The sequence below is a fragment of the Paenibacillus sp. FSL H3-0333 genome (genome assembly GCF_038002805.1).
GTDB lineage: Bacteria > Bacillota > Bacilli > Paenibacillales > Paenibacillaceae > Paenibacillus_AQ > Paenibacillus_AQ silagei.
This window is the reverse complement of record NZ_JBBODG010000001.1, coordinates 4,356,996-4,380,385: the sequence shown is the minus strand read 5'-3', so window position 1 is coordinate 4,380,385 and position 23,390 is coordinate 4,356,996. Positions and strand designations below refer to the sequence as shown.

The window sequence follows — 23,390 nt, the reverse complement described above, 5'->3', positions numbered from 1 at the left end:
CCCCGCCCCTGCCACACCCCAATAAGGAGGGATGACGTAGCTATGAATGATAGTATGGATCCGGCAGAGGAGCATCAGGTGGAGCGTATGCGCGTTCTGGTCTATAACCAGCGCAGCGAGATGGGTGCTGCAGTGGCAGGAGCAGTTGGGCAGCGAATCAGAGACTTGCAGGGGAAGTCCCAGGCTCCGGTCCGCATTGTGTTTGCCGCAGCTCCGTCACAGAATGAGCTGTATGAGGGGCTGGTGCGGGAGCAGGGGATTGACTGGTCCCGGGTGCATGCTTTTCATATGGATGAATATATCGGTCTTCCGTCAGAGGCTCCCCAGCGATTCGGGAACTACTTGCAGGAACGGTTGTTCAGCAGGGTGAATCCCGGACGAATCGAGCTGCTGGGCCGGACAGGAAGTATTGATGAGGAGTGCCGGAGATATGCGGCGCTGCTGAATGAAGCCCCTATTGATATCGTCTGCCTCGGCATCGGGGAGAACGGGCATATTGCGTTCAATGATCCGCCTGTAGCCGATTTCGCCGATCCGCTGCTTGTTAAAGCGGTTGAATTGGATGAAGCCTGCCGGACGCAGCAGGTGAATGACGGCTGCTTCGCCACGCTGGACGATGTCCCTACTCATGCGCTGACGCTGACCGTGCCCGCCTTGATGGCAGGCCGTCATCTGTTCGGGATTGTACCTGGGAAGGCCAAGCAGGCCGCATTGCAGGCTGCGCTTCATGGCCCGCTCAGCACTGCGTGCCCGGCGAGCCTACTGCGGACCCATCCCGCCATTACACTATTTACCGACCGGGATGCCTTCGGCTCATGAACGGTGTGATCTCGGGAAGACATTACAGAACCGGCCTGCCGCTCGAGGTCCACGTTAACGGTGGCGTCATTGAAGCGGTTCATACCCTGGCCGAGAGTCCGCATATGGCCGATTGGCCCTGGCTTGCGCCGGGGCTGGTTGATTTGCAGGTGAACGGCGGCTGGGGGCTTGACTTCAATACGCTGCCGCTTGCACCGGAGACCGTGGCTGGACTCTCTCGCTGCCTGCTGGCCCGGGGAGTTACCTCGTATTGTCCTACCCTGATTACGAACGGGTCGGACCAGCTCGTCCAGGCAGCATCCGTGATTGCTGAAGCCGTGCGGACACAGCCGGATATCGCCGGGCTGATCACAGGCATCCATTTGGAGGGACCGTTCCTGTCGCCGGAGGACGGTCCGAGAGGCGCGCATCCCCTGGAGCATATCTGCCCGCCAGATTGGGAGGCCTTCTGCCGCTGGCAGGAGGCGGCGGCGGGGCTGATCCGGATCATTACCGTGTCGCCCGAATGGCCGGGAGCCACAGCCTTCATCTCCAGATGCACCGCTTCCGGCGTGAGGGTCTCCATCGGACATACGGCGGCCTCACCGGAGCAGATCCGGCAAGCAGTGGCTGCAGGGGCGGTGATGTCTACTCATCTGGGCAACGGTACGCATCTTACTCTGCCGCGCCATCCTCACTATCTGTGGGAGCAACTAGCTGCCGATGAGCTGTACGGCTGCATGATTGCCGACGGCTGCCATCTGCCGGATACGCTGCTGAAGGTGATTCTGCGGGTGAAGCAGAGCCGGGCGATTCTGGTCAGCGATGCCGTCTCGCTGAGCGGCATGGCACCCGGTGCCTACCGGCTGCATATCGGCGGCGACGTGGTGCTGACGCCGGAAGGCCGGCTGCATCTGGCCGGCCATCCACGGCTGCTGGCCGGATCAGCCATGATGCTGGCGGACCAGGTGGCCTACCTGGCCCGGTCCGGGCTGGCACCGCTGGAGGACGCCATCGACTGCGCCTCACTTCACCCGGCCCAGCTGCTGGGGCTCCCGCAGGCTGCCGGACTTACCGCCGATGCCCCAGCAGATCTGATCGGCTTCCGCAAGAACGGCGGAGCCCTGGACATTCAGGCAGTGTGGAAGAATGGCCGGATTACAGCGGCCAAGAAGGACTAGGAGAGTAACAGAATAAAAGAACTGATCCCATTTCATTAACGCGATAAGGTAGGACGTTGCGTTCGTACCGAACAATCAGAGATAAATGTAATGGAGTGGTCACAATGAGGCCATCCGTCCCAATGTAGTCGAAAAACCGATTACATATGGAACGGAGACGGCGAGTGGGCCCGATGTAGTCGAAAAACCGAACACAATAATAGGCGGTTTCGTCCTTACTGATCCAATCCATAAATTTAAACCTGACGATGTACTAGGAGGAGAGAGCGATGCTTAGCTTAATACCCGAGCCGAAGCAGGTAAGGTTGACAGAGAAGGAGCCATGGCGGGCCGGCGGGGAAATCCGTCTGCGGCTGGCCATGGAAGTGGAAGATCCCCGGCTGGTGCTTCATTGCCGGCGGGCTTTTCCCGGCAGGGAAGTCACCGCCGTCGTCTCGGGAGCAGGCGAGGGATACTCGCTGCTGATTGAGGAGATTGTGAGAATCGAGGGAACGGAGGAGACTGAGAGCACTTCAGCGCAGGCAGTGCCTGGAGAAGCGGGACCGACTAACGGCCGGGCTTCGGCTGCTGATCCTGATGAGACAGAACTGTCCCCACTGAAGGGCCGGGCGGAAAGCTACCTTCTGGACGTTAGCGCAAACGGAGCTGTAATCCGCGCACTCGACGCCCCCGGACTCTATTACGGCTTGCAGACGCTGCTGCAATTGCAGAGCCTGCACGGCGACGGCAGTATTCCGGCGATGTCCATTACGGACTGGCCCGATACAGAGCTTCGGGTGATGAATTTCGATCTGCGCCAGACCTTCTCGAAGCCGGAGCGGCTGATCGAATATCTGGCTGAATTCTCCAGCTACAAGACGAACGCGGTGCTCATTGAATACGAGGACAAGTTCCCATTCCAGACGCACGGGGAATTCGCTCATCCGCAGCACGCGCTTAGCCGGGAAGAGCTGGAGGCGCTCCAGGCTGCGGCCCAGGAGCATTATATCGAGATTATTCCGCTGCAGCAGAGCTTCGGCCATCTGGAGTATGTGCTGCGCCATGACGCCTGGAAGCATCTACGGGAGACAGAGGAATCTACTGGCGAGATCTGCCCGTCCCATCCGCAGACCTATGAACTGATTACAAGCTTGCTGGCGGAGATGATGGATGCCCATCCTGAATCACGTTATATTCATCTGGGTTGTGACGAGGTGTACAGCCTGTGCGAATGTGAAGCGTGCCGGAAGGAATTCGGCGGCGTACGGGAACGGGCCTTCATCTCCTTCCTGAACCGCCTGATCGAATTCACAGCCAGCCGGGGACGGCAGCCCATCTTCTGGCATGACATGCTGGACAAATGCCCGCCCGAAGAGCTGGCGAAGCTTGATCCGCGCAGTGCAGCAATGATCTGGATCTATAACGGCCGCAACATACAAGCGGAGGTTACTTCCCTGACCCGTAAGTTCAGAGCGCTCGGCATTGAGGTGATGGGTGCACCTGCGGTCCGCAGCTTCGACTGGGCGGAGCATCAGAACTACCCGGTCATTGATAACCGGACCGACAATCTGCTGCAGTGGGCAGAGACAGCTGAGAAGCTGGATATCCGCTGTATGGTCGCTACGAACTGGACCGGGCCGTTCAGCCTTGGCGTTCCTTATGGCGTATTCGAGACCACCTGGTATCCGATGCTGCTTCATGCCGATCTCGCCTGGAACCGGCGGGCAGATGCTGGTACGTTCATCGACCGCTTCCTGGAGCTGTTCCATGGTATAACTCCAGAGACAGGTCATGCGCGGCTGGGAAATTACCAATTAGAGGATTACTACGATATCATCTGGAAGCTGCGGGAGGAGGTGCAGCGGAATCACGGCTACGCTGAGCTGATCGCGATCATGCATGATTTCGAGGTGGCCACCGACCGCTCCAGGGCGATCCATAAGTATGCCTACCGCTGGGAGCTGTACCCGGGCGATAGCGCGGAATGGCGTTCTCTGCTGAACAATTACACCCGTAACCATAACGGACGCGAAGCGGTCCGGCCCCGGATGCTGGAGGCGCTTCTGCAATACCAGCCCCGCGATATGGCCGAGCATTTCGTGAGATCCCGGTTCTATCTGCATGATTATCTGGAACGGACGCTCTATCAGGAGCTGGGCCTTGTCCATAGCGAGGGTTAGCAAACAAACCGACAGGAGGATGGAACAGTTATGCAGCTGAATGAAGTGAAATCACCACAAGCTCCGGCAGCCATGAGTCTGGAGGACAAAATTTCCCTGATGTGTGTGGTCGGAACCCCCTCCACAGCAGCAGAGCCTGACTTCCGTGAACGGATGTCTCAGAACCGGTTCGGCGGGATTGGCCTGTTCCCTCATAATGTGAAGGATGAGCAGCAGACGCTGAAGCTGATGGCGGAGGTTCAGGCCATTGCCGGAGACTCCGCCATTCCGCAGCCTTACTATGTGTCGATCGATGAGGAGGGAGGCACGCTCTCCAAGTTCAAGACCTTCTATCCTTACATCCCAGGCAACCGTGCTGCCGGATTAAGCCTGGATGCTGAGACCGCCTATCTCCAGGGTAAAATCATCGGCAGCCAGCTCCACGCGCTGGGCATCCCGATGAACTGGGCGCCAGTACTGGATGTGAATACGAATATTGACAATCCGGTTGTCGGGGTGCGCTCTTTCGGCGAAGACCCTGAAGTCGTAGCCGCCTTCGGCAAGGCTTATATTCAGGGGATGCACGAGACAGGTGTAGCGGTAACGGCCAAGCATTTCCCCGGCCATGGACAGGTCAGCGGCGATTCCCATGTCGTCCTCCCCGAGTGTGAACTGACGCTGGAGGAATTAATGAACGGGCCGCTGTTGCCATTTATCGCTGCCATCGAAGCCGGGACCGATTCAATCATGATGGGACATCTCGTATTTCCTAACATTCCCGAGTCGGCAGGACTGCCTGCTTCACTGAGCCCCTTCTTTGCCGGAGACTTACTGCGCAGCAGGCTGGGCTTCGAGGGTATCATCTGCACCGATGACATCGAGATGGGCGCGATCAAGAAGAATTTCAACCCGGATGAGGTGGGCGTACTTGCCGTGCTGGCCGGCAACGACATGATTCTGATGTGTCATACGCCGGAATTCCAGGAGCGGGTCATGGCCGGCATCCGTAAGGCTGTATTGGATGGTGACATCGCTGAATCCAGAATAGACGAATCGGTCAACCGCATCCTCCGCCTCTATGCGAAATTCCGGCAATACCGGGCGGCGGCCCGGCCCATTCCGCGCGAAGGATGGAATGAGGCGACCCTACAATATGCGCGCCGCACGGTCAAGATCAGCCGCGATCCGCAGCAATTGCTGCCACTGTCTCCATCGCGCCCATATATGCTGATCTTGCCGCGCCAGGAGCAGCTTACGATTGCCGACAACTCCGGCGGCCAGACAATCGTTTTGGCTGCGATGCTGGAAGCTGAGGGCTTGTCCGTACAGTTGCAATACTGCAGCATGAAGCCCGAAGCCGCTGAAATCGCGGCCTTATGTGCACAGGCTGCCGGTCATGTAGTAATTCAGGGAACACTGAATGCCCATCTGTTCCGGGGACAGCTCGAACTTGCGGCACAGCTTGCCGATGCCGGACCGCTGCTGAACCTGGTGTTACGCAATCCTTATGACGATGCTTACCTGCCGCAGAGTTCGGGCAGCATTCTGCTATGCTCCACCTCAGATTATTCACTTAAGGCGCTGGTAGAAGTGCTTATACAGGGAACGGAAGCAGCCGTTTGAGACTATTACAGCATCAGATTTAAATCTGTTTATAGAGACTGACTCTCAGAGGTTCCGTGAAACGAAACCACATCAACCGGCAGAGGGACTCAACGATAGCTGTAGAATGTACAAATGAAACTCCCCGCAGCTTGCTGCGGGGTATCTTTCTTAGCTGGAGAGTTCGCTTCGCGCACCTAGAAAAACGTCAATTGCTCTCCTTCTGTTTTTTCGTGTAACTTTACGTATTCGTCCATAATCCCTTGCTTCTTCACATAATGTCTTATAGTTGCTCCACTTCCAAACAATGTTCTAGACTGGGCTGCCGTATTGAGCTGTTGTTATCAGTTAAAGAGCTTATCTTAATCTACCTATCGGTTAATGCTTGGATCAATAGAAGATCATAACTGGCAGCAACGCCTCCCTGTACGCTGAACTTCCCCTCGTATTCCTTATACATGTTGGTGAACAGGCGTCGCGAACTGAGTCCACCCATAGTAACAGCCTCTGAAGTGCTGGCTCCCATCGCTTTTACCGAGTGAAGAAAGTCTCTTGCTGAAGCATACTTTTCAGTCTGAATCGAGCGTTCATATTGGATATTTGTGAACCCTGATTCCTTAATCAAGTTAGTCCATTGGTCTGTCGATCGAAAAGTCAGTCCGTGACGCTGCGGTTCTAATCCACTTGCTCGATAAACTTCATTAAAAGCCCTATGCATTTCGTAGAAAGTATCAGGCCCGAATGTCGTGAATATTAGCATGCCTCCAGGTCGAAGCATCCTCCGAAGTTGACCAATTGTTTGCCTAGGATTGCTCAGCCATTGAAAGCAGGCGTTGGAGACGATGAGATCAAACGAAGCTGTCGGAGCTTCTGGCGCCCACATTTCAACATCAGCATGAAGAAGGCGTAAACGATCCGATGTAATTTTCCCAATAATGTTCGCTTCAGCTGAAAGGACACGTTGTTCAGCCAATTTGATCATCGCGGGCGCAATATCAAGTGCAGTAATACTCGCACTGGGCCATTCATTTATTAGAATCTCTGTCAGTGTCCCCGTGCCGCAGCCGATCTCAAGAATATTGAGACCGGCTACGTTACCTTTGTTCTTCCACCCTATGAAAGAACCTGCAAGGCGATCTGACATTATACGCTGAACTTGAGCGTGAGCGTCATACGAATTTGCACTTCGGTTAAATTGACGTCGAATATTACTTATCCTACTGCTCATGCCACCATCTCCTCAGTTCATCAGCTATATGATCTTCCTTTCCCAAGAACGGGGCATGCCCGCAGGCAGGTATCGTGAATAACTTTGCTTTAGGTAACTGGGCAATAAGCTCCGTTGCGGCGCCGTAAGGACAAATACTATCCTCAGTCCCGTGCACAAGAAATACCGGACAAGTGATGCTTTTCAGTTGAGACAAGCAATCCTCGTTGCGCAAAATCTGAAGACCTGCGATTAGCGCTGGAGTTGTCCAACTACCTATTGGGGGAAGGCTTTCGCCTATATCGGCCTCCCATTCTGCCTCCGTAAACATGAGCTGCCGGAAATTTGTTTCAACGGCTTGCCGATCCTTTACAATCCCTGTAATCATCTTCCTAACGTATGTATCTACCCAACCGAGGTCAATCTCTTCTTTTGAACGAGTAAATCGAGCGGTTGCAGCGAACAACAAAAGGCCATCCGCGAACCCTTTGGACGCTAGTCTCAGAGCAAGTAAACCTCCGAGAGACCAACCTGCGATCAACAGCGGACCGGTGGAAGCCCTTGTCCTACAAGCCGCTCCATCCAAATTCAGAACATTTTTAGCTGCTATTTCAGTTTGGATCAATATTTTCTCTGGAGTATCAGTATTACTGTAATCTACAGAAACATGATGAAAATCAGGCAGCAACTCACGAAGCCGATCGAAAACCGAGTCCGGCATACTCCATCCGCACAACCATAAAATGGTGCCGCTTGTCTGCGTCTGAATTTTAACTGAATCAATATCCAATGCAATCATGAACTCAACACCCCTAGTCGAAGGCCGATGTTGTGGATGCGTGCGACTGCATTGGTCAACTCCTTATCCGTGTGAACGGCTGACAAGGAGAAGCGAATGCGCGCTGTGCCATCAGGAACAGTAGGCGGACGGATGGCAACCGCTAGGACCCCCTCTTCTTCAAGAGCTCCACTGAACCGTAAGGCCGCATCGTTATCGCCTACGATCAAAGGTACAATTGGCGAGTCGCTGGCACCGATGTTAAACCCGGCGTCACAAAGCGAGGACCGAAATAACCTGCTTGCCGCATAAAGCCTTTCTCGACGCCAGTTTTCCTCTTGCACCAAAGCTAACGCCTTTGAAATACCAGCTACGATAGAAGGAGGCAGCGCTGTTGAATATATGAGTGGTCTAGCCTTGTTCACCAGCCATCGAATTAGCGTGCGGCTGCCACAGATATAAGCGCCGTAGACACCGAACGATTTGCTGAATGTTCCCATATGAATATCAACATCATTTTGCAACCCAAGTTCATGGCATAATCCCTCGCCTCGCCCCCCGTATATCCCCCCACTATGTGCCTCATCCACCATAAGCATCGCCCCGTATTCGCGTTTGAGCGAAAGGAGTTCATGTAAGCGCGCCTGGTCGCCATCCATGGAGAAAACAGCATCTGTAACAATCAGCTTACGCCGTTTATCACGATACTTATTCAATAATGTACGCAAATGTTCCATATCGTTATGTCGGTACCGAGCATGCTCCGCACGGCTCAATACAATGCCGTCCACAATGCTTGCATGGTTCAACTGATCGCTAAAAACAACATCTCCTCGGCCTATTAGCGCACTAATTACACCAGAATTAGCCATATAGCCATTTGCAAATACTAACGCTGCTTCGCAGTTCTGCCAATCGGCCAGTGACTCTTCAAGACGAACATAAGGCAACCGGTTACCTGTTACTAGGCGTGAAGCTCCTGAGCCAGCTGCTTCCGTGAGCAGAGCCTCGCGCATCACTTCTATTATGGCAGCATGCTGGGAGAGTCCAAGATAGTCATTGGAGGACATGTTGAGTAACACTTGTTCTCCGCGCACCGTATAGCCAGGAGATCCCGATACTGAACTACTTGCACGCAAGGAACGCTCCAACGAAGCATCAGACAATAATTCAAGTTCTTTTTCCATCCAGTTCATGATCGACACCGCCTTAAAGGGCATTTAATTCAATCTCAAATCCCAAATCCTCAATAATTTGATGATCAGCCGTTACGTCTTGGCCCGCTGTCGTTAAATAATCACCTACAAAGAGTGAATTTGCGGCGAACAGTGACAAAGGCTGCAGTGTACGGAGGTTGACCTCACGACCACCAGCCACGCGGATTTCTTTAGACGGACAAATGAAACGAAATAGAGCTAGTACCTTCAACGCTTTCATAGACGGTGTGCGGCCTGCATGTTCCAGAGGTGTTCCCGGTATCGCATTCAGGAAATTGATCGGAATCGAATCCGCATCTAGTTCGCGAAGTGCATAGGCCATTTCAACAATTTCTTGATTTGTCTCGCCCATGCCGATAATAACACCAGAGCAAGGGGACATGCCGTATGTTTTTACCTTCTCCACGGTTTCAACACGTTGATCATAGGTATGGGTCGTCGTGATGGATGGGTAATTAGCTCTGCTCGTGTTCAAGTTATGGTTGTAACGATGTACACCAGCTTCTGCAAGACGTTTCGCTTGATCGTCCTTGAGAATGCCCAGACATGCGCAAATTTTTAGAGGCATTGTATGACGAATTTCTCTAACCGCGTCCACTACTTGATCTAGCTCCTTGTCTGTTGGTCCCTTCCCAGCAGCTACAATGCAATAGGTTCCGGCTTTGCGTGCCATCGCTTCACGTGCGCCTGATAGCAACGTGTCTTTATCTAGCAGGGTGTATTTCTTAACCGGTGCCGTGGAAATAATCGATTGTGAGCAGTAGCCGCAGTCCTCAGGGCATAAGCCGCTTTTGGCATTGATGATCATATTCAGCTTCACTTTTTTACCGTAAAAATGTTTCCTCACCTTAAACGCAGCCTGCATGAGTAGCAGTATCTCATCGTTGTCCGCTTCCAGCACAGCAAGCCCTTCCTCTACTGTTAAACATTCTCCCTGCAATGCTTTTTGGGATAGCGATTGCCACTCCATCTCCGATGCAACTATTTCCATCTCAATCATCCTCCCATATATTGAACTGCAAATACCTCTCTGATAGGCGTGAATTGTATTGTGTTTCGTACGGTATGTATCAATGTCTCTGAAGTCGCTTCGGCGTACAAATGTGGAAACCGACCGAGCACCTTAAGGTTGCTGTATTGTTCAATTAGTTGTCCATTCGCAGTAACACTCGGATCGTCATTCAGCTCTGTTAATTCTCCATCATTTAAAATGACGCCAACAATTGGGACGCCGCGACTCTGAAGGAATGATGCAGTCAGAAGTGTGTGGTTAATGGTTCCGAGGCCAGAACGGGCTACAATTAGAGCAGGTATCCCAAGCTCCGAGATTAAATCCACCATGAGGGCGTCTTCGGTCAGTGGTACAGCTACGCCGCCCGCGCCTTCGATGAGCAGCACTTCGTATCGTCTAGTGAGCGGTAAGCCAGAAGCGATTATCTCATTCAGCGTAAGGGTCACACCAGCCTGCTTGGCAGCAAGCATCGGCGTAAGCGGAGCTTCAAATGTAAATGGCGCGACTGCCTCTGGCCGCTCATTGATTTCCGTGCTTTTCAGCAGTCGCTCAGCATCGGTAAGTCCACTACCAAGAGGTGCACCAGACTGAATCGGCTTCCAGACACCGGCATTCAGCCCTTCAGCGCGGAGCATAGCGGTAATGGCTGCCGTTACAACAGTCTTGCCTACACCTGTGTCCGTACCTGTCACAAATAATCCGCGTACCTGTCCACAGTTCACTTTGTTCATCTAATTTAACCACCTTCGGTGACTTTGCGTATCGATTCCGTCAATATACTTATCATGGCATCCAACTCAGCTTCACTACTGGCAAGCGGAGGGATGAAGACAATCACATTCCCGAGTGGTCTTGTTAGCATGCCAAGTTCTCTGGCCCGCTGACTCGTACGAACGCCGATTCGATCTGCCCAATCGTATGGCTCTCGTGTAACCTTATCCCGCACAAGTTCTATTCCGATCATCAGTCCCTTTTGTCGGATTTCACCGACGTGCGGGCGGTCTTTAAGCGCTGCGAGCTTATGCTCGACAAATGATGCCTTTGCTCTTACTCCTTTGACCATGTTGCGCTCTTCAAACAGCTTCAAGCTAGCCAAAGCAACGGCACAACCAAGCGGGTTCCCTGTGTAAGAATGACCGTGGAAAAATGTTTTCTGCTCTTGGTAATCAGCATAAAACGCCTCGTACACCTCGTCAGTCGCAAGCGTCGCTGCCACTGGCAAATAGCCGCCAGTCAACCCTTTCCCAATCACCATCAAATCTGGTGAAACATTTTCGAGTTCACAAGCGAACATAGCGCCCGTTCGACCGAAACCTGTCGCCACCTCGTCAGCTATGATCAGCACGCCATGCTCCCGGCATAGCGTAGCCATCTGACTTAAACAACCCGGTGGCATGAGAATGATGCCACCAGCCCCTTGCACAATCGGCTCCACGATGAGAGCCGCAATCTCATCTGCCCTCGTCTCAAGCAAATTACGCAGTGCAGTTAGCGAAGCATCCAATGCCTTCGTCTCACCACCCTCATGGCGATAAGCGTAGGGATAAGGAATAACATGCGAAGGAAATAACATGGGGCGGAACACGTCATGATACAAAGGAATTGCACCAACACTCACCGCGCCAATTGTATCTCCATGGTAGGCTTGATTCATCGTGATAAACTTCGTTTTACCTCGTATCCCCTTGTTATGCCAGTATTGAAAAGCCATTTTGATCGCGATCTCAACACCGGTTGCTCCTGAATCTGAGTAAAACACTTTATTTAATCCTTCCGGAGTAATTCCCACCAACTTTGCTGCAAGTTCGATTGCTGGTACATTGGCCATTCCGAGAAGGGTAGAGTGGGCGACACGCCCTAACTGTTCTGTGATCGCCTGATTTAGCTCCGGCACGTTGTGTCCATGTACGTTGAGCCAAACGGATGAGAAACCATCATAATAAGCGCGTCCTTGAACGTCATACAGCATAATGCCTTCGCCACGTTCAATAATGAGCGGATCAGAGTCATTGTAGTCTTTCATTTGAGTAAAAGGATGCCATAAGTGATCCTTATTCATGGCAGCAAGCCGTTCGTAATCTGTTATCACAAATTATCACCATCCGGTAATTGTTTTTTAATTGTCAACCAAAATGATCATTTAAGGTTCACAATCGGATTTGGTTATTTTAGCAGACCTAGACGCCCCTGTAAAGAGAATTCAAAGTGTTAGATTGAGGATTGACACCATACAGAATTACCCGCGGAAAAGCGAAGCGGTCGCCTTTGTCCCCGGATTTTCACCGCTCATCAGTATGAATCAACTTTATATGAGTATTAATCATTGGATTGTTGGAAGCGCTGCTATATACTTTCATTGTGAAATCCTACCTACTGAATATTTAATCCAACCAGATTAAGGGGCTGTAGCAATGAGAGAACTGAAGGGCAAACAGGTCATTCTTCAAGATCATGATTTGAAACGCAGGGAAGAGGCCAACCGCCGGTATCTGATGAAACTGACGAATGATAATCTCCTCTTTAACTATAAAGTAGAGGCGGGAAGATATGACGGCAGGGATATCCCGGAAGATGCGCATGGGGGATGGGAGACGCCGGTCTGCCAGATCCGCGGACATTTCCTGGGACACTGGCTGTCAGCGGCAGCGATCCGGTATCATGAGACCGGGGATCTGGAGCTCAAGCTGAAGGCTGACCTTATCCTGGACGAGCTGGCTGAATGCCAAAAGGATAACGGCGGACAATGGGCCGCACCGATTCCCGAGAAATATCTGCACTGGGTGGCCCAAGGCAAGGCAATCTGGGCACCGCAATATAATATTCATAAGCTGTTTATGGGTCTTGTCGATATGCATCATTTCACCGGGAGCGACAAGGCGCTTGATATCGCGGACCGATTCGCCGACTGGTTCGTCGATTGGAGCAGTACCTTTACCAGAGAGAAGTTCGATGACATACTGGACATGGAGACAGGCGGTATGCTGGAGGCTTGGGCCGATCTGCTGGAGCTGACCGGGAACGATAAATACACTGTTTTGCTGGAACGGTATTACCGCAGCAGATTGTTCCGTCCGTTACTGGAGAATAAAGACCCGCTGACCAACATGCATGCCAACACAACCATTCCCGAGGTACTCGGCTGCGCCAGAGCTTACGAGGTCACCGGCGAGCAGCGTTGGATGGATATTGTCACGGCCTACTGGAAATGTGCGGTCACCGAGCGGGGAACACTGGCAACGGGCGGAAATACGGCGGGTGAAGTATGGATGCCGAAGATGAAGATCAAGGCCCGCCTTGGAGATAAGAATCAGGAGCACTGTACCGTGTATAACATGATCCGTTTGGCAGAATTTCTTTTCCGGCACACTTCGAATCCGGCCTATACGCAGTATATTGAATATAATATGTACAACGGGATTATGGCGCAGGCCTATTACCAGGAATACCATCTGACCGGCAACAAGCATAGTGATCCGGCAACCGGGCTGCTGACTTACTTCCTGCCGATGAAGGCCGGGCTGCGGAAGGACTGGAGCACGGAGACAGACAGCTTCTTCTGCTGCCACGGAACGATGGTCCAGGCCAATGCGGCGCTCAACAGAGGCATCTATTATCAGGAGCAGAACGATATCTATGTCTGCCAGTATTTCCGTTCGGAGCTGACCGCCGAGATCCACGGAGAGAATGTGCGGATTCAGCAATCCCAGGATCATATGAGCGGAAGCATGCTGAACTCCTCGAACACAGCCGGGCAGCAGGAGCTGAATGAGATTACTGCACTTCATGAGAACATGCCGGATTACAGAAAATATGATTTCACCGTCCATACCAGCTCTGCCAGCGAGTTTGCCGTCCATCTGCGGATTCCAGACTGGATCATGTCAGAAGCTGTGATCTATGTGAACGGCGAGCTGCACGGGAAGTCTGCGGATCACTCCGCCTTCTACACGATACTGCGTAACTGGCAGGACGGCGACCGGATCAGCATCATTCTGCCCGTGGGCATCCGGTTCATCCCTCTGCCTGACGACGAGCAGACCGGCGCGTTCCGCTTTGGCCCGGAAGTGCTGGCTGGTATCACCGAGAACGAGCGGATTCTGTATGCCCCATTAGCGGATGCAGCCGGTGAGATCATCATGGAGAATGAACGGGAGTGGGGGAGCTGGCGTTACTTCTTCAAGACCACCCGCCAGGACCCGGGCATCCAGCTCAGAAGAATCCGCGATATCGGGTATGAGCCTTATCAGGTGTATTTCCCGGTAAAATCCCCCCACAAAGTGGGGTTTTAGCTTCGATGTCTATTTAAATAAGCATAGGCGTTATTTAGCAGAACAACCACCTGCATCCTTGCAGGTGGTTGTTTTATGTGTAAATATATTTTTTGAACGATCGGTCGTTAAATTATTGACAATTCATAGGGCCAATCCTTATAATGACATTAATTCAATGGAAAGGAGCCTGAGGGTTATCAAGAAAAGAGAGATTACAGCAAGTTACATCATCCAGGCAGCATTTGAGCTATTTGCAGAGTATGGAATAGAGAAAACGAGTCTGGGCATGATTTCCAAGAAGGTGGGGATCACCAAATCCTCCATTTACTATCATTTTGCGACAAAAGAAGAGCTGATCAGCCGGACCTTTGAGCATATTTTCCGGGATCATCATTTTACAGCGTACTTTGATACGGTATCCGTTAACAAAGACAATTTTGCAGAGACATTAATTAACGGCGGACTAAACATGCTGCCAAGCAGCGACGCAGAGTATCGTTCAACATTAAGGGTACTTAGCGAGTTCACGATGCTGGCCGAGCGTGATGAGCAATTTAGAGCTCCGCTATTGAAAATTCAACAGGATTTTGTTAACGGTTTTGTTCAACTTTTATCGAAGGGCGCTGAATTCGGGCTTATTGCTTCTTCAACCATCGGCGTTAACGCAGCCATTCTTGCCCTGCTTATAGATAATTTATCCAGATGCAAGATGATGAAGATGGACCTCGACTATGAGCTGATTTGGGAAGAGGCTGTCCGAAGAATGATACTTCGTGAAGATCACCAATAACCTACAGGGGAGTGATACACTTGAAACATATTATTATTACAGGTACATCCAGAGGAATCGGTGAATCCCTGGCGAATCAATTCATCGACCCGTCCCACCATCTGATATGTATATCCAGAACGGCTAACCAAGGACTCATGGAGCGTGCGAAGCAACTGGATTGTCAAATGGATTATTTCAATTATGATTTAACAAATATTAGTGGTATCGATCAGCTTTGTGAAGATATTTTCAGCCGAATTGCTCTTCCTTCCAGCGATGAAGCCATCTATCTGATCAATAATGCCGCCATGTTGACTCCTGTAAGCCCGATTGAGCGGTTAGAAACGGAGCAGATCCTAGAGAACCTGCATTTGAATCTGTTAGCACCGATGGTGATCACCTCCAACTTTTTACAGCTTACTAAGCATCTGAATGTGGACAAAAGAATCCTGAATATCTCCTCAGCTTCTGCAAAGTACATACTGCCTTCACAAAGCGCCTACAGTACTGCCAAAGCAGGTCTAGACTCTTTTACCAAGTGTATAGACATAGAACAGAAGCTGGCTGCCTATCCGGCAAAAGCAGCAGCAGTATATCCCGGCATGATCGATACAAGCTTGCAATCGGAAATACGGTCTGTATCCACTGAGCTGTTCCCCTACGTGAATGAATTCATTCAGCTATCTGAAGAAGGGAAGCTGCAATCGCCGGAATACACGGCCTCTAAATTAATTGAGATTCTTATCAGTGAAGATTTCGGAAAGAATGTTCTTATTGAAACCATCAATTAATGTTATGAGAGAGGTGATGAGCATCAGTCCCTCCAGAAAACTAAGCAACTTCAGCCAGCTTGACGATTTCTTGCATGCAGGCGGTTATATGGAAATACCGGAGAATCACGGACGGACACTTCAGGAGCTTATGCTTGACTGTCAAGTCAGCTACAGAAGTGAGCACGGGCTCAGCCTGGAATTTGAGTTCCGGCAATGCAGGTTAACGGTGGTTTACGCAAAAAAAGGCTATTTCGGATCGCAGCTTGACTTCAGCCGCAGAGGACGAAGAGTTGCGGGGAGTGACATGCACCAATGGCAGGATTTTGCCACTTACCTGGCAGAGCTTGGGCTGACCACCGTCAACTTCACTCAGAACAGCAAGAGTATTAGAGCGCAGCTAAGCAACGGACTGCGGGTTATTTTCCAATACTCGGCGGACCATGACGATTATCTGCTGGATCAGATCAGCAGCCGTTACAGTACCCAAAGAAAACTGAACCGCATTATAGCTGAGCCAATGATCCTGGTGCTGGAGAGCATGGGCTGTATGGTCAGCGAATACCTGAAGCAAGGCGGATTCTTCAAGCTGCCGGGGCAGCAGGACCGCCGCTTCACGGATCTACTCATGCGGTGCACCACCAAAGAAAACCACAGCAGTATAACAGGCACTATATTGGGATTTCAATTTAAGCGTTGGCTGCTGGAGATCTTTTATGATGAGAAGCTGCAGTTCACAGGCGAGAATATGAAATTCATCGGGGAACACGGAGAGGACAGGAAAGAGGAGGAGCAGCAGCATAACGAATTCCGCACATGGGGAGATTTCCAGGCGTTTGCCCGGTATAACGGCATTCAGATCGTAGAGCATTGCCGCAGCCTGGATGTCATGATCGTCTTCCTGGATACAGGGGCCAATGTGCATTTTAATTATTCCGAAGATCTGGAGGATTATGTTGTCACTGTGTTAGAGGGCGACGGAGCGCGCCTTCGGGACAACTATAGGAGAATCTATAAGGATTAATTCGTTGTATCCATACAAAGCAAAAACCACCAATGAAGATTTAGAACCTTCATCGGTGGTTTTTTGCGTATAGAATGAACCTTTTGCCGTGAAAAATTTGACTATGGAAATTCAATTGCCATTTTTTTGCGCATCTGCATGTTGGTTAGAGTATTTCCATTCATCTACTTCACGGGGATCAACACCACACAAGTGACTGATTAGAAGCGCCAATGTAACGTTCGGGAGTACCACACCGTACTCAATATTCTGGTAGTTGCGCAAGGTGCATTTCATGGTGTCGTTAATCTGATGTACGATGGATTCTTGGGTATACCCTGCGGCTTTCCGTGCATCCTTTATCCTCAAAATGCAATATCTCCCTCAACTTTTCGGTATGTTTTTATGATAGGGGAGGAAACAAGTTAATTTAACGATTTATAATACACGAAATATATTACGTAATTTGTTTTTCGGTATATAATAATAGATGTAAACGGGATAAATAGTAAAATATACCTTTGTATTGACCACCGTTTGATTCAACCTTAGTATCAACTACACGTATGCTTTTCATCCTATTTTATGGAAGGAGGTGTATTGGTTTGGGATCGGTCAATTCGATTCGGGAAGAACTGCTCGCGTATATGAACAGAAATCAAATGATACATTCACATTTTGCAGAGTTAGCGGGTCTCAATTCAGGTACGCTCAGCCGGATCTTAAAAGGTAAACATCCAATCTCTATGGCACAGCTTGCTGCGATTACTGCTGGAATGAAGCTGCCGGAAGACTATTTTTTTGAAGACTATGTAGAGGAATGCTTTTCTTTTGTAGTCTCCATGCGGCGGATACGACCCTTTATATTTCGCTCAGCTGAGTTAGAACGTCTGGACTGTCTTGAACAGATTGTGAACCGTCTGCTGGAGGATTTGTCTTATGCATCTTTACTGTTTGAATTCGCTGAACTTTTTTATGAGGACAATAAAAGCAAAGCTGCAAGGATACTGTATCAGGGTGTGAGCGAAGCCGAAAAGTATCAGCATTCCGAACGGTTAGCATTATGCCAGTACCGTATATTTCAGATTGAATTAGAAGAACAACAGGATCTGGAGGAGAAGTTACGTGCAGCCACTCAATTTGAGTTGTATGTCAACCGCTTAGACGCAGCCGATCAGCTCGATGCAATGAAACAGCTAATGCATATTTATGGTCTGGTACACAAGTGGAAGAGAGTAGACGAACTCGCTAAGGAAATGCACCGGATTGCATCCGTTCAATACGAGCTGGAAGGCCGCCGGTCTGACACAATAGAAGAAAGGGTGAAGCGTCCTGAGCGTCCTTTTTACTATTATATCCTGTACGCATACTTAGCCAGATCTACGGCCAGCGAAGAGTGCGGCGACTACAAGAGGGCATTATCCTTTGTGAAATTGTATGCAAATGGTGAACGCTGGGTTCAGGAGAACGATGAAGAATCCCGGCAGGTCATTGCACAATTTACGGAATGGGCCGTGGCTAACACTTATCTGTACCGGTTAATGTCCGGAGATTTGGATGTAATACATGAGTACGCAGACTATATAGCTATTCAAGAGGATGAAATATTTGTGGCATTGCGTTATATGGTTCAAGCGGCGAATATATTTAAGCTTAATATCGACAGTATCTTAGAGCGGTTCGCGGCATACATACCTTATGAATCCAGCAAGACAGAGTTCGGTGAATACAATCAGGCCATCCTGCAAGAGAGCTACGCGCAATTCCTCATCGACCTTGCAGTCTATTTTTTCAATCACAGCAAGAGTAAGGAACAGGCGTTGAACACGGTACTGAAAGGCTTGGAAATATCAATTAGGATCAATAGCAGCCGAAATATGATTGCTTGTATGACTCTTTTTGAGCAGTATAGGGATTTCGCGGATCAGGAACTGCAGGAAAGATTCAAAAATCTATCAAGTGAGGTGTGTCGGCTCAATGCGAAAAAAAGTCTTGTTATTCTTGACGCTCTGTAGCGTTTCAGTTGTTATTTCTATGACGATAACCTTGGTGACTACACTGGGACATGGTTGGGGAACTTAATCATTTTCGCGAAAATATACAGGGGTGCTCCTGAAGTTTCGGGGGCGCCTTTTTTGTTATGTTCTGAAGTTATTTTGTGCAATGCAAAAGACATCCTATTATCTGTCATAAAACCCTAAGATAGCATAAAGGGAGGATTCTATGGTGAACAGAAATATGCTCGTGCAGGTCCGGATTGAACGTGCCCGGAACCGGCTTCACATTCTGGCGGAGAAACATCATGATCTTCAGCACCCTGCGGTCCTTAAGCAATCCATGGTATTGGATGAATTGATTAACCAGTATAATATGGAGGGAGAGCAGCAGAGATTAATAGAGAGCAGGAAATTACTTGAGAACAAACATACTTTATATTGAAGATAATGAGAAAATCGGCACTTGGGTCAAAGAGGAGCTGGAGCAGCGGGGATATTCGGTACAATGGCTGCAATCCGGTGAGGGAGCCGAGGCTGAGGTTACGCAGTATGATGTCGTTATTCTGGATATCATGTTACCGGGCTTAGATGGATTTACTATAGGCAAACGGTTAAAAAAGGCGGCACCCGCCGTTCCAGTGCTGCTGTTGACCGCCCGGACCTCCGTCGACGATAAGGTGGAGGGCCTACAATTCGCAGATGATTATGTGACGAAGCCCTTCCATACCGATGAATTGGTGGCCAGGCTGGAGGTATTAATCCGCCGGAGCGGCGGAGTCTCTTCGGACCGCATTACACTGGGCACTCACATTGAAGTGGACACGAAGCTTCAGACCATCTATGACAAGCGTACAGGAGAAGAGATTATTTTGACAGGGAAGCAGCATCAGATCCTGATGTATTTCCTGCGCCATCCGAATCAGGTTCTGCCGAAGGAACAGCTCTATGAAGCCGTCTGGGAGGAAGCTTATATCCCTGGAGATAAGACTTTACTGGTACATCTCCACCGGCTGCGGCACAAGCTGGAGCGTGACCCGGAGACCCCGGAGATTATTGAGACGCTGAAGGGAATCGGCTACCGGGTGAAGCTATGAAGCAGCCCCGTTCCTTGTTCCGGCATTTTCTGAAGCTGCACTTTCTGTTCATCCTTCTTCCGCCTATTGTGCTGATGGTATTCTCATCCTTCTTTGGCACTCCCGGGACAGAGCCAAGATTCAATACATTGAACCTGTTTTACATTACAGTGCTTATGTTCACTGGTATTATTGTGGCGTTCGTTGTTCTATCCTGGCTGTTCTTCTGGAGACTCCGCAAACGTCTGACCCGCTTACAAGAAGCTATGTCCGCTACTCCCGCTGCTGCGGATTCGTGGCCTGGACCTGTCCTGATTCAAAAGGACCGCATGGATGAAATAGACCAGTTAGGCGGTTCCTTCAACCGGATGATCCGGCAGCTGGAAGACAGCCGCAGGCGGGAGCAGGAAGAGGCCGGGCTGCGGCAACGGCTCATTGCCAACATGTCCCACGACCTGCGGACGCCGCTGACCATCCTGCGGGGACATGTCACCAGGCTAAACAAAGAACCCATGAGTCCAGAAGGACAGAGCTCCTTAGCCGAGATCAACCAGACCATTACCCGGACCGGAGAACTGATGGATGATTTGCTCTCTTACACCTTGCTTACCTCGGGAAAATATCCCTTCGAGCCTGCACCCACAGACATGGGGCGTCTGGTAAGAGCCTCGGTTGCTGCGTGGTATCCGGTTTTTGAAGAACATGGCATTCAGGTCGATGTTGATCTACCCGCAGAAGCGACCTTCCACTGGACAGCAGATCCTGGGTGGATGACCCGGGTGCTGGATAATCTATTTCAGAATATCATTCGCCATGCAGCGGACGGGAAATATGCTTGGATTGCTGTGGATGTGCAGCAGGAACGGATTCTTGTCGCTGACCGAGGCCCGGGTATGGATCATTCCGCATACGGCGGCGGGGCGGGAATAGGACTATCGACCGTACATTACATGCTGAATACAATGAACCTGAAGGCTGAATTCAACTCGAGCGGGCAGGGGACGAGGGTAGTCATTAGCAGAATGTAACCTGAAGTTAACCCGGAAGTAAACAGCCTGCCCACCGGGATGTAACCTTGCAGCTGTATACTTAGCACCATAACGAAAGGATGTGTTATGGTTGCTTACTATCAATAACTTAGTCAAACGCCGCGGTACGCAGGAGATTCTATCCGGGATCACCTTCGAAGCCAGACCTGGAAGAGTCACAGGATTCCTGGGACCCAACGGGGCCGGCAAAAGCTCTACACTCCGTATCCTGCTCGGATTGGATCATGCCACCTCCGGGAGCGCCTTGATTCATGGCAAGCCCTTCGCAGAATTACAGCACCCGCTGGCAACCGTAGGTGCCGCACTGGACGGATCTGGAGCCCATCCGATGCGGACAGGACGCGCACACCTGCGCTGGATTGCTTGCGCCGCCGGTCTGCCCCGCTCACGTGTCGAGGAGGTGCTGGATATCGTTGGTCTTACCAAGGCAGCAGGCACTAGAGTCAAGCGGTATTCGCTCGGCATGGGGAGAAGACTGGGGATTGCCGCAGCGCTGCTGGCAGACCCGGAGATTCTGATTCTGGATGAACCTGTGAACGGGCTCGACCCGGAAGGCATCCGCTGGATTCGGACATTTCTGCGTAAGCGTGCAGAAGCCGGGAATACGGTGCTGCTCTCCAGTCATCTTATGGGCGAGCTAGCCGAAACGGTGGACGATGTGGTGATCATTAAGCAGGGGAGAATTGTCGCAGACGGCACCTTGCAGGAGGTAACCGGCAGTCATTCCACGCTGGAGGATGCCTTCTTCGCCCTGACCTCTGAACAGGCAGGTGATGCTTGGTGAAGGCATTCCACGCAGAAATCTTGAAATTGCTCTCGCTGCCGGGGATCTGGCTCGCCCTGCTTATTGGAGCATTGGCTCCTGCGGTCATTGCTGCCTTGGACGCTATAGCAGAAAAAGAGGCGATTATAGCTGGAGTCAGCACACGGCTGCCCGAAATGGGCTACAGCGGATTAGGTCTTGGTGTGCAGGGCGTTATTATCCTTGGCGTGCTTGCAGTCAGCAGCGAGTACCGGACAGAGAGCAGTGAAGGGGCCGGAGGGCAGCAGATTTCCACAAGTCTGATGGTTGTGTCATCGCGGCTTCAGTTGTTTCTGGCAAAAGCAGTCGCTGTATCTGTCATCAGCATCCTCCTGTGTATCCTTGCTGTGATTCTGATTGTACCAACCACACACTATATATTAGGTGACTATGCCCCGCTACTTGAATGGACCCGGCTTGCCGGTGCCGTCTGCTACTGGATCTTCACTGCACTGTTGGCCTTCGGGCTGACGCTGCTGACGAAGCAGGGCATGATCCCGCTTACCGTGCTCATGATTAATTCATCGCTGGTATCCTTCAGTGTCCTGCTGGCCAAGGTGACGAAGCTGGCATTCTATTTGCCGGACCGGGCCGGCTTCGAGATGTTTATGTTTACGAAGGACAGCGTGGCACCCAAGGCTATAGGCAGTCTGTTCGACAGCTATCACACCCCGGTTACCGGCGGTTTGATCATGTTTGCCTGGGTAGCCGTGCTGCTTGGGATTGCAGCCATTGTCTTCCATAGGAGGGATGTGGCGGCATGAGTGTCTCATCCGGCAGGAAGACTATACGAGTCCTTAGAGCTGAACTGGACAAGCTGATGACATTGCCATGGACATGGACCGCTGTTACGGTTACATTTCTTGTTCATCTTCTTTTGACCGCGGCCTTTACTTCCGCCTCTCTGCAGGAAGGAGCCGCAGCACCCGGAATCCTGAATACAGGACTTGCCTCGATGAGCTATCTTCAGGCAGGGTTCATTATTCTGGGGATCTTGGCGGCTTGCTCCGAATATACGGGCGGACAGATCCGCACAACGTTAACGGTAATCCCCTGGCGCGGACGCCAATTATTCATGAAGCATCTGGCACTCACCCTGATTACGATTCCCGCCGCATTTATCCTTACGGCCTCTGGTGTCTTATATGCGGGCTGGAGGCTGGATGGTCATGCAGCAGGGGTTGAACCTCATGAAGTCATACAAGCATTGCTGGGGGCAACGGGCTATCTGACCTTGACCACACTGCTTAGCGCGGCGATAGGGGCTTTATTGAGAAGAACCCTTCCGGCCCTGGTGATCCTGCTTGGCTATTATTTCATTATCAGTCCATGGTCGCGGGGGCTTCTGCCGGCTTACTTCCCGGATACGGCTGGACGTTACATGTACCTCCTGCCCTCCTCTGGCGAACTGAATGTCCTTACGCCTGTTCAGGGGGCCGGTATTGTAATGATTTGGACGGTGTCCTTTGTGGCGACAGCGATTGTTGTCTACCGTATCCGGGATGCTTGAAGCCAGAGAGAGGATGAAGAGGGGGCCTTCTGGACGTAGAGACGCCAAGTATATTAACATAAAGGCAATAAGTCATGGAACGGTACAAGGATGTACCGTTTTTTGGCGTCCTGGAAGATCGCATTACACCCAAGTACCTGACAGAGGTCATCCCGCATGAATGATGAATTCCCGCTTGCCGATTCATCTTAGTGACTTAAGGTGAAGGCT

At 51.0% G+C, this 23,390-nt stretch carries 21 protein-coding genes; 15 read left to right on the top strand and 6 right to left on the bottom strand.

Features of this window, described 5'->3' with window-relative positions; translation table 11 throughout:
- Positions 1-42 precede the first annotated feature (42 nt).
- The 4 genes from MHH78_RS19745 to MHH78_RS19730 all read left to right on the top strand — a co-directional run bounded on the left by MHH78_RS19745 (position 43) and on the right by MHH78_RS19730 (position 5,740).
- Complete coding sequence (locus MHH78_RS19745; protein WP_341168523.1) at positions 43-819, top strand: glucosamine-6-phosphate deaminase; 777 nt, start codon at positions 43-45, stop codon at positions 817-819.
- Positions 816-1,979 (top strand): N-acetylglucosamine-6-phosphate deacetylase, encoded by a 1,164-nt coding sequence (locus tag MHH78_RS19740; protein WP_341168522.1) that lies wholly within the window; start codon positions 816-818, stop codon positions 1,977-1,979. Before MHH78_RS19745 ends, MHH78_RS19740 begins: the two co-directional genes overlap by 4 nt.
- Before the next feature lie 269 nt (positions 1,980-2,248).
- Positions 2,249-4,138, top strand: coding sequence for a DUF4838 domain-containing protein (locus MHH78_RS19735; RefSeq protein ID WP_341168521.1), 1,890 nt, complete (start codon positions 2,249-2,251; stop codon positions 4,136-4,138).
- Between the two features lie 30 nt (positions 4,139-4,168).
- Positions 4,169-5,740 carry a glycoside hydrolase family 3 N-terminal domain-containing protein gene (locus MHH78_RS19730; protein WP_341168520.1) on the top strand — a complete coding sequence of 524 codons (1,572 nt, stop codon included), beginning with the start codon at positions 4,169-4,171 and terminating at the stop codon, positions 5,738-5,740.
- 346 nt (positions 5,741-6,086) lie between these two features.
- Here the strand turns inward: MHH78_RS19730 and bioC are convergent, their stop codons facing one another.
- Genes bioC through bioA form a run of 6 tightly spaced genes read right to left on the bottom strand, consistent with a single transcriptional unit; the run spans position 6,087 to position 11,992 of the window.
- Positions 6,087-6,947, bottom strand: coding sequence for a malonyl-ACP O-methyltransferase BioC (bioC, locus tag MHH78_RS19725; protein ID WP_341168519.1), 861 nt, complete (start codon positions 6,945-6,947; stop codon positions 6,087-6,089).
- A complete protein-coding gene (locus MHH78_RS19720) occupies positions 6,937-7,725 on the bottom strand; it encodes an alpha/beta fold hydrolase (RefSeq protein ID WP_341168518.1) in 789 nt (262 codons plus the stop codon). Before MHH78_RS19720 ends, bioC begins: the two co-directional genes overlap by 11 nt.
- Complete coding sequence (bioF, locus tag MHH78_RS19715) at positions 7,722-8,900, bottom strand: 8-amino-7-oxononanoate synthase (RefSeq protein WP_341168517.1); 1,179 nt, start codon at positions 8,898-8,900, stop codon at positions 7,722-7,724. Before bioF ends, MHH78_RS19720 begins: the two co-directional genes overlap by 4 nt.
- A 13-nt stretch (positions 8,901-8,913) precedes the next feature.
- Positions 8,914-9,912, bottom strand: coding sequence for a biotin synthase BioB (gene bioB / locus MHH78_RS19710; protein WP_341168516.1), 999 nt, complete (start codon positions 9,910-9,912; stop codon positions 8,914-8,916).
- A 5-nt stretch (positions 9,913-9,917) separates the two neighbouring features.
- Positions 9,918-10,664 carry a dethiobiotin synthase gene (gene bioD / locus MHH78_RS19705; RefSeq protein WP_341168515.1) on the bottom strand — a complete coding sequence of 249 codons (747 nt, stop codon included), beginning with the start codon at positions 10,662-10,664 and terminating at the stop codon, positions 9,918-9,920.
- A 5-nt stretch (positions 10,665-10,669) separates the two neighbouring features.
- Positions 10,670-11,992 (bottom strand): adenosylmethionine--8-amino-7-oxononanoate transaminase, encoded by a 1,323-nt coding sequence (gene bioA / locus MHH78_RS19700; protein ID WP_341170349.1) that lies wholly within the window; start codon positions 11,990-11,992, stop codon positions 10,670-10,672.
- Positions 11,993-12,344: 352 nt separating this feature from the next.
- Here bioA and MHH78_RS19695 point away from each other — a divergent pair, with 352 nt between their 5' ends.
- The 11 genes from MHH78_RS19695 to MHH78_RS19645 all read left to right on the top strand — a co-directional run bounded on the left by MHH78_RS19695 (position 12,345) and on the right by MHH78_RS19645 (position 23,180).
- Complete coding sequence (locus MHH78_RS19695) at positions 12,345-14,222, top strand: beta-L-arabinofuranosidase domain-containing protein (RefSeq protein ID WP_341168514.1); 1,878 nt, start codon at positions 12,345-12,347, stop codon at positions 14,220-14,222.
- 157 nt (positions 14,223-14,379) lie between these two features.
- Entirely contained in the window at positions 14,380-14,994 is a 615-nt protein-coding gene (locus MHH78_RS19690; RefSeq protein ID WP_341168513.1) for a TetR/AcrR family transcriptional regulator, read from the top strand.
- Between the two features lie 11 nt (positions 14,995-15,005).
- Complete coding sequence (locus MHH78_RS19685; RefSeq protein WP_341168512.1) at positions 15,006-15,767, top strand: (S)-benzoin forming benzil reductase; 762 nt, start codon at positions 15,006-15,008, stop codon at positions 15,765-15,767.
- Positions 15,768-15,783: 16 nt separating this feature from the next.
- Positions 15,784-16,770 carry a hypothetical protein gene (locus tag MHH78_RS19680; protein ID WP_341168511.1) on the top strand — a complete coding sequence of 329 codons (987 nt, stop codon included), beginning with the start codon at positions 15,784-15,786 and terminating at the stop codon, positions 16,768-16,770.
- Between the two features lie 584 nt (positions 16,771-17,354).
- Positions 17,355-18,764 (top strand): transcriptional regulator, encoded by a 1,410-nt coding sequence (locus MHH78_RS19675; protein ID WP_341168510.1) that lies wholly within the window; start codon positions 17,355-17,357, stop codon positions 18,762-18,764.
- Positions 18,765-18,972: 208 nt separating this feature from the next.
- Positions 18,973-19,188, top strand: a complete 216-nt coding sequence (locus MHH78_RS19670) for an aspartyl-phosphate phosphatase Spo0E family protein (RefSeq protein WP_036726871.1) — start codon at positions 18,973-18,975, stop codon at positions 19,186-19,188.
- Complete coding sequence (locus MHH78_RS19665) at positions 19,163-19,840, top strand: response regulator transcription factor (RefSeq protein WP_036726867.1); 678 nt, start codon at positions 19,163-19,165, stop codon at positions 19,838-19,840. The genes MHH78_RS19670 and MHH78_RS19665 overlap by 26 nt, the downstream gene beginning before the upstream one ends.
- On the top strand, positions 19,837-20,847 hold the full coding sequence (locus tag MHH78_RS19660; protein WP_341168509.1) for a HAMP domain-containing sensor histidine kinase: 1,011 nt from the start codon (positions 19,837-19,839) through the stop codon (positions 20,845-20,847). The genes MHH78_RS19665 and MHH78_RS19660 overlap by 4 nt, the downstream gene beginning before the upstream one ends.
- Before the next feature lie 91 nt (positions 20,848-20,938).
- Positions 20,939-21,652, top strand: coding sequence for an ABC transporter ATP-binding protein (locus MHH78_RS19655; protein WP_341168508.1), 714 nt, complete (start codon positions 20,939-20,941; stop codon positions 21,650-21,652).
- Positions 21,649-22,434, top strand: coding sequence for an ABC transporter permease (locus MHH78_RS19650; RefSeq protein ID WP_341168507.1), 786 nt, complete (start codon positions 21,649-21,651; stop codon positions 22,432-22,434). The genes MHH78_RS19655 and MHH78_RS19650 overlap by 4 nt, the downstream gene beginning before the upstream one ends.
- A complete protein-coding gene (locus MHH78_RS19645) occupies positions 22,431-23,180 on the top strand; it encodes an ABC transporter permease (protein WP_076075260.1) in 750 nt (249 codons plus the stop codon). Before MHH78_RS19650 ends, MHH78_RS19645 begins: the two co-directional genes overlap by 4 nt.
- Positions 23,181-23,390: the final 210 nt, after the last annotated feature.

Excerpts from the sequence above, each read along its gene's own strand:
- MHH78_RS19740 (WP_341168522.1), top strand. The coding sequence starts at position 816 with ATGAACGGTGTGATCTCGGGAAGACATTACAGAACCGGCCTGCCGCTC.
- MHH78_RS19680 (WP_341168511.1), top strand. The coding sequence starts at position 15,784 with ATGAGCATCAGTCCCTCCAGAAAACTAAGCAACTTCAGCCAGCTTGAC.
- bioA (WP_341170349.1), bottom strand. The coding sequence starts at position 11,992 with ATGAATAAGGATCACTTATGGCATCCTTTTACTCAAATGAAAGACTAC.
- MHH78_RS19670 (WP_036726871.1), top strand. The coding sequence starts at position 18,973 with ATGGTGAACAGAAATATGCTCGTGCAGGTCCGGATTGAACGTGCCCGG.
- MHH78_RS19660 (WP_341168509.1), top strand. The coding sequence starts at position 19,837 with ATGAAGCAGCCCCGTTCCTTGTTCCGGCATTTTCTGAAGCTGCACTTT.
- MHH78_RS19690 (WP_341168513.1), top strand. The coding sequence starts at position 14,380 with ATGGAAAGGAGCCTGAGGGTTATCAAGAAAAGAGAGATTACAGCAAGT.
- MHH78_RS19695 (WP_341168514.1), top strand. The coding sequence starts at position 12,345 with ATGAGAGAACTGAAGGGCAAACAGGTCATTCTTCAAGATCATGATTTG.
- bioD (WP_341168515.1), bottom strand. The coding sequence starts at position 10,664 with ATGAACAAAGTGAACTGTGGACAGGTACGCGGATTATTTGTGACAGGT.
- bioC (WP_341168519.1), bottom strand. The coding sequence starts at position 6,947 with ATGAGCAGTAGGATAAGTAATATTCGACGTCAATTTAACCGAAGTGCA.
- bioF (WP_341168517.1), bottom strand. The coding sequence starts at position 8,900 with ATGAACTGGATGGAAAAAGAACTTGAATTATTGTCTGATGCTTCGTTG.
- MHH78_RS19730 (WP_341168520.1), top strand. The coding sequence starts at position 4,169 with ATGCAGCTGAATGAAGTGAAATCACCACAAGCTCCGGCAGCCATGAGT.
- MHH78_RS19745 (WP_341168523.1), top strand. The coding sequence starts at position 43 with ATGAATGATAGTATGGATCCGGCAGAGGAGCATCAGGTGGAGCGTATG.
- bioB (WP_341168516.1), bottom strand. The coding sequence starts at position 9,912 with ATGGAAATAGTTGCATCGGAGATGGAGTGGCAATCGCTATCCCAAAAA.
- MHH78_RS19720 (WP_341168518.1), bottom strand. The coding sequence starts at position 7,725 with ATGATTGCATTGGATATTGATTCAGTTAAAATTCAGACGCAGACAAGC.
- MHH78_RS19645 (WP_076075260.1), top strand. The coding sequence starts at position 22,431 with ATGAGTGTCTCATCCGGCAGGAAGACTATACGAGTCCTTAGAGCTGAA.
- MHH78_RS19735 (WP_341168521.1), top strand. The coding sequence starts at position 2,249 with ATGCTTAGCTTAATACCCGAGCCGAAGCAGGTAAGGTTGACAGAGAAG.